Raw genomic sequence first — 13,506 nt, 5'->3', positions numbered from 1 at the left:
AATGAGAATGCTTATCAATACTAGATCTACGGATGAAATTAACTGCTATTGTGTCAAAAAGACCACTCCTTGATTTGGTCTAAATGACTCGTATGTGTGCTTGTTGTTGGCGTGGTGCGTTGTTTTGGGGGATCTAGAGCCGAGCTTTAGCAAAGGCAGCAGAGTGGTTTGACCCCTGAAGTATTGCACTAATAACTAAAGAGAATAATTTACAGATGCGTATAATGGCGGCTTTCGATCTCAATATAGCCGTGTTTTATGCTTGATAATCTTCGTATGGCCTTGAACGTCTTGTTCGTGACCATCAATACCGCAATGACTGCGTTTACCGTGAGCTTCTTTGGCCTCATCAAACTGATCCTGCCAATCTCTGTTGTGCAAAAGTCGTGTACTCGTCTCGCTAACTTCACATTTTGGTGTTGGGCTTCGCTCAATCTTTGGATGCTGAATATTAATAATGATATCGAATGGCAAGTCGAAGGAGGAGAGGACATCTCGACCAAACACTGGTACTTGATGATGTCTAATCACCTGAGCTGGGCGGATATTGTGATTTTGTCTTCTATCTTGAAAGATAAGATGCCGATGACTAAGTTCTTCCTTAAGCACGAACTGTTGTACGTGCCTTTTGTTGGCTTGGCCTGCTGGGGCTTAGATATGCCGTTCATGCGACGTCACTCCCGCGAGTTTTTGTTACGCAACCCAGAGCGCCGTAATGATGATTTCGATGCCATCAACAAGGCGTGTACCAAGTTCAAGCTAGCGCCGACAACATTGGTTAACTTTGTGGAAGGAACGCGTGCTAACCACGACAAACTGGCGACAGCGAAAACCCCTTACCGACACCTATTGAAGCCAAAAACTGGCGGTGTGGCGTTTGCTCTATCTGCAATGGGCCCAATCTTAGATGGTATTGTTGATGTGACTCTGGCTTACCCTGAAAACCAAGTCTCTCCGTTTGAAGATATGCTAAAAGGCAAAATGACCAAGGTGGTGGTGCGTATTAAATTGCACCCGATGGATGAGAACGTAAACGGTAATTACTTTGAAGATAAAGCATTTAAACGTCGCTTCCACAGCTGGTTAAACAACACGTGGAAAGAGAAGGACGACTATCTTGATACGGTTTATGGGGTTGATACGCCCTGTGAGGTTGAAACGATTGATGAGCCCGATGCGGTTCATAAGAAACAAGAGCAGTAAGCTCAAACCAAAATGAAAACATTAAAAAAAGCCGATAGCTCATTGAACTATCGGCTTTTTTATTGAATTAGGTTTTTCAGAAGTAAGCGAGATAGTTAGTGCTTACTACTGTTAAATGGCTTGGTACGCATCGATGATGTGTTTAACTTCACTAGGCTTACCTTGCTTTTCTTGGCCTTGATGAATACGTAAGTAGTGCTGCAGCGTTTTGGCTTTGTACTGCTGAGATACCTTCATTTTTTCATCACAACTCGGCGTCCAGATCTTGTCACCCACGTTTGATATCTCGCTAACGGTTTGGGTCTTTTCTGAATCACCGCGGCTATTACTCACCAATAAAATCTCGTAATAACGACGGTTCTCTTCAATCAACACTTCATCAATAAGGCCAAAATTGAGCGCCTTTAAATGACTTCTCAACTCGAATTGTTGATGTACCGGACAAAGCAAGAAATCGATCGCTTTGTCTGGGTGTTGACGATGAATATCATCAACGAGCTTTTGAGTAAGATCACCACCGACGCCCGCAATAATAACTAGGTGTTTGCCAGTATGTTTCTCAAGAGGGATAGCGGCGACATCCATACAATAGACTTGCCATTGGCTGGTAACCGTTTGTTCGGCTTTATTATCTTGTGGAAAGTAGCGCGCTAGCTTGCCTTCAAGCTCACACATTAGAGACGGTACAATATCGACAAAGTGAATTTGAGGCGATTTGTTATCCGACAGCAATTGAACACCCAAGAAGCCGTGATCACAGCAACAGTCCCAAATATGTTGGTAGTCATTGCTGACAAGGGAATGGAGAGTTTGCAGTCGGTTACTTAGCTTCATAAGGCTCGTGTCGTTAGAAAAGGGGTATCGTCGTGTTGAACGCGCATTGTAATGACTTTCCATAAAAACAAAAGCACCTAGAGTATGAATCCTAGGTGCTTTGTTGTTATTGGTATCGCACCAATTACGATACGAGTGTGTTAGCTCATGTCTATGACGCTTTAGCGAAAGCTCTGATATGGCCTTCCACTCGGTTCTTACCAAGTTGTTGCGCGATAAGCTTTGCCTGTTCCGCCAGCGCTAAAGCTGAGTCTGTTTCGCCTCCAATTTGCGAGTATCCCACGCTAACCCCTAGCGATAAGGTGATATCTGGAGTGACGATGGCTTTCTCCGCGATTGCTATTCGGCACTGGTCTAGTTGGAATTTGGCATCTTTCACGTCATTGGCCTTGAACAATACAGCGAACTCTTTTCCTCCAACACGCGCCAAGCAAAGACCTTTCGGCTTAAGGAAGTAACAGCGTATCGTTTCTGCAGTCAGCTTGATCATTTTATCTCCCACCGCTTCACCGTAGGCACGGTTTACATGGTCGAAGTTATCGATATCAAGCAGAGCTACATAGGTGTCGGGCTCGCTCGCGTAGTTTTCGATGGCGATACTGAAACTGCTCTTATTGTCTAACTGCGTCATCAGGTCTTTGCTGCTCAATTGATGTTGAAGCAGTAAGTTAGACAAAGAGACCTCAGTGTAATCGCGGATCATTCGTAAAATACTCTGACTGATCGGCAAGTTGGCGTTGAGGTAGATCACTGCTATTAACTGTTTGCGAGAATACATAGGAATACAGTAATGACGTTGGTGTATTTTGAGTTTACGAGCCAATGGATCGGCGTATTTCCCGTTTCTGTAAGCCATGGAGTCCGGGGCAAAGCGTTCTGCTAAGAGATCGTCACAATGTATTGTTGACTTGTTTCCGTGGTAGTCGATGGTACTGAATGAGTGGCTCTCAGGCTGATACAGACAGAATTGGAGACCTTTATGATAGGTAAAGCTATTCAAGATGGATTTCAATTTGCGCTTAAAGCTAGCAAGGTCTTCAACTTTGTTCAGTTCAGACAAAGATACGTTTAAGCGGTAAGCCAGATAGTTTGCGCTAATCCACAACAGAAGCAGTGAGCCAAGCACCACGCCCGTTAATGTAAATTGGTGCGAACTGGTTAGGATGTCATGGCGATCAGTGCCTGCGATGAACACCCAGTTCAAACTGTTATCTGCGTCAAATACCGATATTTTGAAGTTATCTTGATAGTAGTATTCGTGCTTGCCAACAGTTTCACCTTGTGAGAGTTGATGGCTGATACCAGCGTGATAGCTGACAGATTTAGAGCCGATACGTTTTGGGTCTGGGTGAAAGACCAGTCGTTCTGTTGCTCGGTCAACTACAAATACATAGCCGTGATTAAGCGTTTTTAAGTCTCTCAATCCTTGTGTAGTGTGTAGAAGGTCAAACTCAATCCATATTTCCTCATTCAACCTTTCGGCAGTGTGCTTAACGGCGAATACCCAACGACCATCTGCTTTTTGGTAAATCGAAGAAATGTAGAAATCTTCAACCACACTGTCTATTGAGTTCCATCTTATGGAATCGATTTGTTCATGGGAAAGAGGTAATCCACGACTCGATATATATTGTTGGGACTGTGGTTGGTATCGAACTATATCGGAGAAGTTTGGCGTTCTTTTTAGAATATTATCGCTCAACTCTCTGAATTTTTTATCACCGAATGGAGCCGTTTTAGGTAAGCCTAGACTGGTTTCTAAAAAATAGAGTTTGCCAAATGTGGCTTCGATGTTGGAACGAATAGTGGAGCTTGCGATACGAATGTTTGATGATGATTGTTCAGTTGCTGCTGTTTCTACTTTTTCAAGCTGAGCCACAGCAAGGTAGAGCATCCCTCCGGTTAATAAAATAATGTATGGTTTGAAAAGCCGAATAAGTGTTTTAGGTAAAGCCATGATATCCAAGACGTTATAGATTCATTTTTATAGTACGGCAATACTAAACAGTTTTATTGACCACATCAATGCAAATGATTCCATATGCGTGAATGAGTTTTGTGATATTCAGCCAACAAAAAAGCCAGTCATAAATATAACTGGCCTCTATGGTTTTCGGTGTTTTATTAAGCTGGCTTAGCTTTTACTTCAATCAAATCAGTCTTATCTGGCGAGTAGTGCAAAATTGCCATCGAAGTTGGCGATAACAGCATTTCACCTTCTGCATGGCCTGGTTTTACGTTTCGCGAGTTGGTATCACAAATGGTGACCCAGTTTTGATCGCGATCCGTAGGTAATGAGAAGCGAGCGGGTGCGTTGGTTTGGTTTATCAGATAAATCAATTCGTCACCGTCTTTGCCAATACCCAAGTGCAGCGCAACAGAGCTTAAACGATTCCAATCATCATGTTCCATGAGTGTGCCATCGACACGGCTCCAGAAGATGCGGTTAGAGTTGCGTTTTTCTCCACTGAACGCCTTAATAAAAGGCACCATGTATTGCTGACGTGCGGATATCATTTCAGCTAACCAAGTCTTGAAATAAGCTTTTCGCTCAGAATCTTCCCAGTTAATCCAGCTAATTACACTGTCTTGACAGTAAGCATTGTTGTTGCCTTTTTGAGTATGAGATAACACATCAGCTGTCATGATGTGCGGAATACCAAAAGCAAACAACAGACTCGCCATGAAGTTACGTTTCTGTTTTTCACGTGTGGCAACGACTAACAGGTTTTCGGTTTCCCCTTCAACACCGTAGTTATCAGAGCGATTATCACCGTGTCCATCTCGGTTGTTTTCACCGTTGTCTTCATTGTGCTTGTGCTTGTAAGAGACAAGATCTTGCATCGTGAAGCCGTCGTGATACGTGATGTAGTTTACGGTTAGTCTGTATGGCCAGTGGGCTGCGCTGTAGATATCACGAGACCCCATTAAGCGCGTCGCAAACTCTTTTAGATAGCCTTGATCACCGCGCCAGAAACTACGTGTGATATCGCGCAGTTTGTCGTTACATTCATTCCAGCCTAGTGGGAAGTTACCTACTTGATAACCGTTAGGGCCAATATCCCACGGTTCTGCAATTAATTTGGTCTCTTTGAGCACAGGATCTTGAGCAACGGCTTTGAAAAAAGCCGCTTCAGGGTTGTAATTATCGCCTTCGCGTCCCAGTGTCGCGGCCAAATCAAAACGGAAGCCGTCGACTTGGAACTCACTCACCCAGTAACGAAGCGTATCCATGACTAAGTTGAGTGCTGGCTGGTGAGTCAGGTCGACTGTATTACCACAGCCTGTGAAGTTCGCGTAATGACAACCATGTTTAATGTAGTAGCGACTATCTAGTGCTTTTAGGTTGAAGGTTGTACCACCTTCACCGCCTTCTGCTGTGTGGTTGTAGACAACGTCGAGAATGACTTCGATACCATTGCGGTGCAGCTCACGAATCGCAGTCTTAAGTTCAGTAACCGCGTCTTTCTCTGCATAGCGAGGGTCTGGCACCATGAACAAATATGGGTTGTATCCCCAATAGTTCACTTTCCCCATATCCAATAAATGAGGTTCGTGCATACATGCCGCAATAGGTAAAAGTTGTAGAGAGTTGATGTTTTGCTGTTTGTAGAACACAAGCATTTCAGGGCTGACTAATCCCAAGTAACGGCCTTTAGTGTTGGTCTCTACTTCTGGATGAAGTTGAGATAAGCCTTTTACATGGGTTTCAAATAGAACGGTCTCTTCGCGGCTAATTCGCGGTTTTTCCACGTCTTGCCAATCGAAGGTGTCATCGACAACGACACATTTTGCCATCGAGAAGCTTTTTTCATTGGTATATGGAGTGAGGTAATCGAGCGGTTCGCTGATTGATTTGGCGTATGGGTCTGAAAGTAAGATTGGGCCATCGTCAGTTTCAGCAATGAAGCCGTATTTTTGTCCAGCTTTAATGCCTTCGATAAACACATATCTGATATCGGCGTATTCATCTTCCAACGTGTAAGTGGTGAATTCATCGTTCTCATCAAAGAGCGCGAGAGATAGTGATTTACAGTCAGGAGAAAAAATAGAAAAGTTACAGCCAGTGTTACCTAGCGTTGCGCCTAGTGGATAAGGGCGAGCGAGCGTTCTAGTCATTGCTTGATTTCTTGTTCGTTTATCGACATCAGTGAACTATAAGTAAAAAGCTTTGTCACAGTAAGGTCAAGCAACTTCACAGATTAATTATTGTTAAAAAAATAATTCATCGATGAAGTTCAAATTATATATTTGAACTAGATCTCACTTATGCTGAATAATTAGATCTGTGTGCTGTCTACTCCTCCTAGATTAAGTGATCTACCTCTTTAAAACACCGTTCTGTATATTTCCTACTCCCTTCTCATCCCCCTTAATTTAGTTCAGGGTGGAGGAAGTCAAACTTGTCATCCCCTCTTAATATTGGCTCCGTTGAAACGAATCAGGGGAAACCCTAAACCTCTCTATCTTACGACTACCATTACTGCCTTTGGTTGCCGCAAGAGAGCAAAAATATAAAAACCTAAAATAAATCGTCCTTAATGGAGTTAAGAATGAAAAAAGTAAGTTTGATTGCTGCAGCAGTGGCTTCGACATTGATGGCTGGTTCAGCTTTCGCTGCCGAAGTTGATTTTCATGGATATATGCGTGCAGGCTTCGGTATGAATGCCGATGGTGGCTCGCAATATTGTTATGGTAATGGTGGCCCTACTACATTTGGGCATGCAGTTGGTCGTTTAGGCGATGAGTGTGATAATTATGCAGAAATTTCTCTAGGCGTAAACAAAATCTGGGAAAGTTCGGATGGTGACGCATTCAACATCCATACTCTTATGGCATTTGGCACGTATGAGAATGGTGGCTTAGATGGACGTGGTAATTCGTTCCAAAGTATCGGTACAGATCCTGATGACCCATGGTCTGGTGAGAGAGCTTCGTTCCGTGAAGCTTGGGCTGACTACACTATGGCAAACGGCATGAGCATTTGGGCCGGTGAACGTTATTACGGACGTAAAGATGTTCATATTATGGATATGTACTACGTAAATAACTCTGGTGCTGGTGCCGGTGTTGAAAACATTGATTTGGGCTTTGCGAAGCTTCATGCTGCAGTTGTTCAGCATAAATGGAAGGCTCCATTACTAACTGCAGATGATCCATCGACACCTGAAGATGAAAGACAGCCACTTGAGGGTACACAAGTTTACTCAACTGCTAATTCAATCGACCTTCGCTTGACAGGTATTGAAACAAATGACAAGGGTAGTATGGAGTTCATTTTAATGGCTGCAGACCCTTCTCATACAGATGTACAAAGTGATGCAATTGACGGCGGTATTGGTAATGCAGATGATTATGGTCTAGATAAAGCAGGTTTCTTCCTCACAGCTGAACACACTCAAGGCCATAGCATGGGCTTTAACAAAGCTGTAATTCAATATGCAACTGAAGGCTATGCTTGGGCTGGCTTTATAGGTAACCATGCAGGTGACTCTTATAACATGGAATTAGGTCAGGAAGGACGAGAGTCTTTACGTCTAATCGATTGGGGTGTAATCGAAGCTGAAAAATGGAATCTTGGTTACTCGTTCGTTTATGCTCAGTTATTAGATGATGGCAATGGCAACAGCGATGGCAAAGCTATGAGTGTTGTTCTTCGTCCTGGCTACAAATGGTCTGAAACTATGAGCACTATTCTAGAGCTTGGTTATCACCAAGATGAATACCCTTGGGCTGATAAAGAAGACTTAACGAAAGTTACAATTGCTCAACAATGGCAAGCAGGTTCAAACTTCTGGGCTCGCCCTGCAATTCGAGTATTTGCATCTAGTTACAGTGGCGACAAAGCTGTTGATAACAATGACTTAATGTTCGGTGCACAAGTTGAAGCTTGGTGGTAACCTAGAGTTTAGTCATTAATAAATACAGTAGCCAGCTTACAAGCTGGCTACTGTATTACAAGGGATAAGTGAATGAAAAAAATAGTATCGATTCTAATGGGGGCGACCGTTTTATTTGGTTGTGCTAACCATCAAGATTTTTCTTCTTCGAGCTCGGAGCAAGCAAGTATCTCTACGGTGGAGCAAATTAGTTGGAATCAAGTTGGCGTTCCATCAAGTTTTTCTATTCACTTTTCTGAAGATTCTCAGATTTTAAATAGCACAGACATAATGGGACCAGTGGCTGGTTTTTCTTTTGATGTTTCTGAGCCTCAGGTCATAATCGAACTTTCGGGCATGGTAAAACGCTTAGAAGTATTTTCTCCCAATTTAGCCATTTATGATCAAAATTTTAAATTATTGCGAAATTACGACTCATCCTTTTTTGATTATGATAAAAATGACTTTATAAAGGGTGATGTTTTATTTGGTGAAGTTGAATTGAATCTACCGATGAGTACCACTCGTATTTATGGTGTTGTTTACACTACGAAACAAGATTTAACACAAACTACCCAACTATTGCACCCGGCCAAAGCAATGGCTATTGCCAAGCGAAATGTTGTTCCTGCTATTGATGATCCTGAAGCGAAGCATGTTGATATTGGTGAAGTTAGAGTTGCTATAAAACGTGAAGGTTTCTTTAGTGGGTTAACGAAACCTTCAAAATCTGCATCAGCTCCTGAAGTCCCTGTTATTGAAAGCAAGAAGCTAACAGTAGAAGCAATTCAACCAGAAACGCAAACCTACTATCACAATGCGATTCAAACGGCTGTAGCTGAAGATAATATTCCGAAAGCTCTGAGCTTATTAGATGAAGCAAAAGCACTAGGTATTGAAGGCGCGCAAGAAGTATTTGTAAAAGCCGTCAATAAAAAGTAATCAAACAGTTTGTAAATACTGAATGATATGAAAAGAAGGGCTCCTAATTAGGAGCCTTTTTACTTATTGCCTGCAATAAGTAAAAAGGAATATTTATATTCACTGAATACTAAGATTTAAATAACCACTGACTTACACATAATAATTAATGGATAATATAAATGGGCGATCTTGACTATTTATGGTGTTGATTGACTAACTGTTAATTAAAATACTCTTGTCTATTTTACTCTTCTCGAACAGCTGAATACGAACTCTATTGACGAATCGCCATTTCATTTACCAACCTAAACTCGGATTCCTAAATTTCACATACACTTAAATTAGGCGCTTACACGAAGTCGTTATGCTTTCTACTAAGAACTAAGAACTAAGAACTAAGAACTAAGAACTAAGAACTAAGAACTAAGAATTAAGAACTAAGAATTAAGAACTAAGAACTAAGAATTCAGGCGGTTCGTTACCTCTTACCATTGATGGTTGGTTAATGAAGGCAAGAGAATAATGTGGTTTATTGGGATTGGTGTTTATTGAGCACAAAAAAAGGGAGACTGACGTCTCCCAAAAGGCTAGCTTGCGCTGGTTTTATTATCTGTTTTTATAATTCTAAGCTTTAAGGCTTAATTCTTGGTTACTGAAACGACCGCGTTTTCAACACTGTCATCCAACTCATGAATCGCATTCAGAGTGAATGTGTAGTCGCCAGCTTCTGTTACGCTTAATTGGCAGTTCCCATCAGTACCAAGGTCGATTGAACCATCAGCAAGTTCAACTGAATCACAACCGAAGTTAGGTGTTTTCCAGTCAGCATCGGCAAACTTGAAGCCATAGTCTCCCGCTTCCAAAGTACCTGTTACAGAGTAAATCCCATTAGCCACAAAGCTCATCGCCCAACTATCAGCTGCGCCCCATCCATTCATGTCACCACGAACGTAAACCGTTGTTTGGCCGTATGGAGGAATGCTAGACACATCTTTATCAGAGTTATCAACTGGCAGACCGACACCTTGTGCATCACCTTGAACTTGTACAAATACAGCGGTGGTTAATGCAGGTACTGTGAAGGTTTCAGCGGCAAAGCTTGCGTCTTTCACTGTGTTATCAGCGGAGTTTTGTTGAACGTCGTGAAGTGTAAAGCCTGTCGCACCTGTGATTTTGAACGATTGAGATTCATTGGTTGAGTTTACAACTGCCACAATCGCATCATTGGCTGGGTCAAGATCTTCGCCCGCAGACACGCCGTCATCGATAGACATTACAATCAGGCCTTCGACTTGATCTTCGCCAACGTTACGGAAGTCGACTCGCTTCATAACTTCGTCTGCTGTGTCTAAGCGGAACAGTTCACTTGAGCTACGGATTTTAAGTAGTTCTAGGAATTGCTGTTTAGTCAGCTCAATGTCTTCTTCTTCTGGTTTAGCGGTGCTGTCAGCAATGATAGTTTTGATCAAATCCCAGTTAGCACCATCTTTATCTTCACGTGGTAAGCCAACATTCCAGTTGTTGTCAGTACCATCAAACATGACGCGGTTGTACCAGTCACCTGAATCGTAAGAATCACGCTGCATAGACTTAGAGCGAAGTAGTTCAGAACCCATATGGATGAATGGTATGCCTTGGCCTAACATCACGGTAGAAAGCGATACAGACTGCATTCGAGCACGCTCTGCTGAGCTAGTACCTGCCGCGATCTTGTAAGCGTTGTTATCCCAAAGCGTTTGGTTATCGTGTTTTGAAACGTAAGAAATGTTTTCTGAAGGCATTTTGGTGTAGCCAGCAGGTGCGCCGTTGTAGTCAACGTTTTTACCCAGTTTGGTATCACCGTTGTAATCCAACAATACGTATTCTGCGAGGTTACCTGCCATACCTAAGCGAACAAGGTCTTGGTTATGCAAACGACCATTGATCGAATCTTGATCAACTTTGGTTTCTTCGTTGGCAATCGCTGCGTTACCAAAGCCTTGGTTAAAGCGAAGCGGGTGATTGCCTTCTGAATCGACGCCACCATCAAATGGGCTGCCGCCTCGTACTGCATCACGTAAACGATCCGAGAAGGTACCGATTTCTGTGCCTGCCATGTTGATTTGGTTTGCTTGGTCGAAGCGTGCATTGTTTGCTACTTCGCCAAAGTCCCAACCTTCTCCATAGAACAAGGTATTCGGATCTATCTTACGCACTTCTTCCAATGCTTCGACCATCACGTCTTTTGGCTGGTGACCCATTAAGTCAAAACGGAAACCATCCACTTTATAGTCGTCAGCCCATACTTTAAGTGAGTCGACCATCAATTTACCCATCATCAGGTTTTCGGTCGCGGTGTTATCACAACAGGTAGAGTTTTCTACGCCACCTGTGTTCACGTTAAGACGGTGGTAGTACCCAGGGACAATCTTATCTAGCACTGACTTATCGTTTACGCCAGATGCATTAGTATGGTTGTATACCACGTCCATGATCAGCTTAAGATCCATGTCGTGCGTGGCTTTTACCATTTGACGGAATTCTAGAATACGCTGTGAACCATTAGGATCGGTCGCGTAGCTGCCCTCTGGGACCGTGTAATGGAATGGGTCGTAGCCCCAGTTGAAGCTATCAAGCATGCGAAGGTCATTCATTAATGCTTGTGCGTCACCCGTTGAAGGGTCATAGCCATCGAGTACATCTTCAATGGTTTTGTTTTCATCTTCGTTACCACACAAGGAGGCAGCAGGTTTTACATCACACAGTTTACCGACCGTATCCGTAATATCGACACGGCTCGCGGCATCTTCATCAACGGTGGCGATATCAAATGCTGGTAAGATATGCAGCGTGGTTAAGCCCGCATCTTTCAATTCTTGTAGATGTTTGACTGACTCACGCTCTCCTTCTGTGAGCGCGAGGTATTTTCCATTTAGGTTCGTTGTACCTAACTTATCGCTGAAGCTGAAGTCACGAAGGTGAGATTCGTAAAGTACATGATCTTCGTCTTTCTCTACGGTTGGTCGTTCGTAGTCGTCCCAGTTCGCAGGTTTCAAGGTTGAATCATTCAGGTCAATCACTTGAGAGTATGCTGAGTTCTTTGACAAACTGAGAGAGTATGGGTCGGTTACTAGGCGAGTTTCAATGTTACCTGTGGTTGGATGGTAAACCTTCACTTGGTAACGATAGTAACTGTTGACTGCATTAGACACAGCATCAGTCGTCCAAATGCCCGTCTCAGTGCTTTCCGTCATTGGGAACACTTGTGAACTTTGCAGATCCTCGCTGTACAGAACAAGTTCAACATCTTGCGCTGTTGGAGCCCACAGTTTGAAGGTCGCTGCACTGCCTTCAACAATAGCGCCGAGTTCTTCAGCCATCGCATTACCAGCATCTTCACTTGCAAATACCGCATCAAGCACACCCGGTTTTTGAACCTCAGTTGAAGAGGTAACGTCGCCATTAGTATTGTAGGCAACAAGAATTATCTGAGATTTTAAGATAGTGCGAAGTGTGCTGTCGTCAACGTCGATAGCCAGGGCAGGTAAGCTTGCAAGGTGGCGGAAACGCTCTTTTAATTCAGAGGATAGCTCGCCATCTTTCGTTAGTTCAACGGCAGTGCCACCAACGATCTCTTTGTCGTTCATGGTGATGCTGTTATCGAGTGCATAGAACAATTTCATAGAATCGGCGCTGCTTGCGGCTTCCCAAGCGATAGTCTCTGCGTCTAACCAATGTGCTTTTTGGCCATCAATATTAACTGGGCGATCTGAAATCGGATCATAATATAACTCGCTGCTACCATGAAAACCGAATACGCCTTGTGAATCGCCAAGTGTAATTAGCTCTACTTTCGAATTTGCACTACCAAACGCTTTTTCGTCGCCATTGTGTAAGATGAAATTCATGCATTTATGTGGGTCAGCAGCATCAGGGTCAACTTTCAATACATAGTAAGCGCCGTAGGTATCACTAATACCGTCAAATTCGTAAGGTGCTTCCCAGTTAGTACCGCTTTCGCTGAGACCCATCGCGATTAAGTCTGTGCTAGTACAGCCTTCGCCATTCCATAGGTGAAGCCCCCAGCCGTCGTAAGTAGAGCCTGAAGTGCTTGCGGCTGCAACATCACGTTTGTAATAAACAACAACTTCGTTTTCGCCAGCTTTGTATAGGCCAGTGTCGCCAGCGTCGGTGCCATTGTCGCTATCACTGCCACAACCTGCGATCAAAGTAGCGGTGAATAGAGGCCAAATTGCTTTGGCCAAAGTAGAACGCTTAAAGCTTCTCTTTTTTGTAATGTCGAAGGTGCGTTGCAGAGTGATGTTCTTATTAATATTTATGTTGTTCACGTTTGATATCCATATTTCACTTTTTATGAAGATGAATATCCTAGTCCGAATGATGGCCAACTATTTGTGATGGCTATATGTAAAGTTATTTTTAATACGTAAAAATAGGAAACCTAGTATCAGTATCACGCTTTGTATTTGGTTTAAGTTAAATTAATTGGATCAATAGCTCATATGTTCGATATTAATAGCCTAAGGCGTAGAAGCTAGGAGTAGATAATAAGGATGAGAGCTCATCCTTATTAATGTGAGGAAGGTATCGAATTGAGAGTCTGTTAATTTAACTTGTGAATTAAGTTAATTATCAATTAGGGAGGTAATAGTTGCTCGGGAACTAA

7 protein-coding genes are annotated in these 13,506 nt (G+C 43.0%); 3 read left to right on the top strand and 4 right to left on the bottom strand.

Going from position 1 to position 13,506, the window contains the following annotated elements; translation table 11 throughout:
• Positions 1 to 258 precede the first annotated feature (258 nt).
• A complete protein-coding gene (locus tag OQJ75_RS10280) occupies positions 259 to 1,203 on the top strand; it encodes an acyltransferase (RefSeq protein WP_265973077.1) in 945 nt (314 codons plus the stop codon).
• Positions 1,204 to 1,314: 111 nt separating this feature from the next.
• Here the strand turns inward: OQJ75_RS10280 and OQJ75_RS10275 are convergent, their stop codons facing one another.
• The 3 genes from OQJ75_RS10275 to glgX all read right to left on the bottom strand — a co-directional run bounded on the left by OQJ75_RS10275 (position 1,315) and on the right by glgX (position 6,156).
• Positions 1,315 to 2,037, bottom strand: a complete 723-nt coding sequence (locus OQJ75_RS10275; RefSeq protein ID WP_260812021.1) for a tRNA (adenine(22)-N(1))-methyltransferase — start codon at positions 2,035 to 2,037, stop codon at positions 1,315 to 1,317.
• 151 nt (positions 2,038 to 2,188) lie between these two features.
• Positions 2,189 to 3,931 carry a diguanylate cyclase domain-containing protein gene (locus OQJ75_RS10270; protein ID WP_265973176.1) on the bottom strand — a complete coding sequence of 581 codons (1,743 nt, stop codon included), beginning with the start codon at positions 3,929 to 3,931 and terminating at the stop codon, positions 2,189 to 2,191.
• 230 nt (positions 3,932 to 4,161) lie between these two features.
• Positions 4,162 to 6,156 (bottom strand): glycogen debranching protein GlgX, encoded by a 1,995-nt coding sequence (glgX, locus tag OQJ75_RS10265; RefSeq protein ID WP_265973078.1) that lies wholly within the window; start codon positions 6,154 to 6,156, stop codon positions 4,162 to 4,164.
• Positions 6,157 to 6,590: 434 nt separating this feature from the next.
• On the opposite strand from glgX, the gene OQJ75_RS10260 reads away from it, so the two are divergent.
• Together OQJ75_RS10260 and OQJ75_RS10255 are read left to right on the top strand one after the other, a co-directional pair.
• The gene (locus OQJ75_RS10260; RefSeq protein WP_265973079.1) at positions 6,591 to 7,937 is read left to right on the top strand and encodes a carbohydrate porin; all 1,347 of its coding nucleotides are present in this window, start codon (positions 6,591 to 6,593) and stop codon (positions 7,935 to 7,937) included.
• Positions 7,938 to 8,009: 72 nt separating this feature from the next.
• A complete protein-coding gene (locus OQJ75_RS10255) occupies positions 8,010 to 8,858 on the top strand; it encodes a MalM family protein (RefSeq protein WP_265973080.1) in 849 nt (282 codons plus the stop codon).
• 620 nt (positions 8,859 to 9,478) lie between these two features.
• On the opposite strand, the gene pulA is transcribed toward OQJ75_RS10255, so the two are convergent.
• Positions 9,479 to 13,117, bottom strand: coding sequence for a pullulanase-type alpha-1,6-glucosidase (gene pulA / locus OQJ75_RS10250; protein ID WP_265973178.1), 3,639 nt, complete (start codon positions 13,115 to 13,117; stop codon positions 9,479 to 9,481).
• Positions 13,118 to 13,506: the final 389 nt, after the last annotated feature.

Source organism: Vibrio sp. 14G-20 (genome assembly GCF_026241515.1).
Classification (GTDB): domain Bacteria; phylum Pseudomonadota; class Gammaproteobacteria; order Enterobacterales; family Vibrionaceae; genus Vibrio.
Note: the sequence above shows the minus strand (reverse complement) of the source record. Positions and strands in the feature narration are given on the sequence as shown.

Coding starts and splice junctions, on each gene's coding strand:
- OQJ75_RS10280 (WP_265973077.1), top strand. CDS start 259: ATGCTTGATAATCTTCGTATGGCCTTGAACGTCTTGTTCGTGACCATC.
- OQJ75_RS10275 (WP_260812021.1), bottom strand. CDS start 2,037: ATGAAGCTAAGTAACCGACTGCAAACTCTCCATTCCCTTGTCAGCAAT.
- OQJ75_RS10270 (WP_265973176.1), bottom strand. CDS start 3,931: ATGCTCTACCTTGCTGTGGCTCAGCTTGAAAAAGTAGAAACAGCAGCA.
- glgX (WP_265973078.1), bottom strand. CDS start 6,156: ATGACTAGAACGCTCGCTCGCCCTTATCCACTAGGCGCAACGCTAGGT.
- OQJ75_RS10260 (WP_265973079.1), top strand. CDS start 6,591: ATGAAAAAAGTAAGTTTGATTGCTGCAGCAGTGGCTTCGACATTGATG.
- OQJ75_RS10255 (WP_265973080.1), top strand. CDS start 8,010: ATGAAAAAAATAGTATCGATTCTAATGGGGGCGACCGTTTTATTTGGT.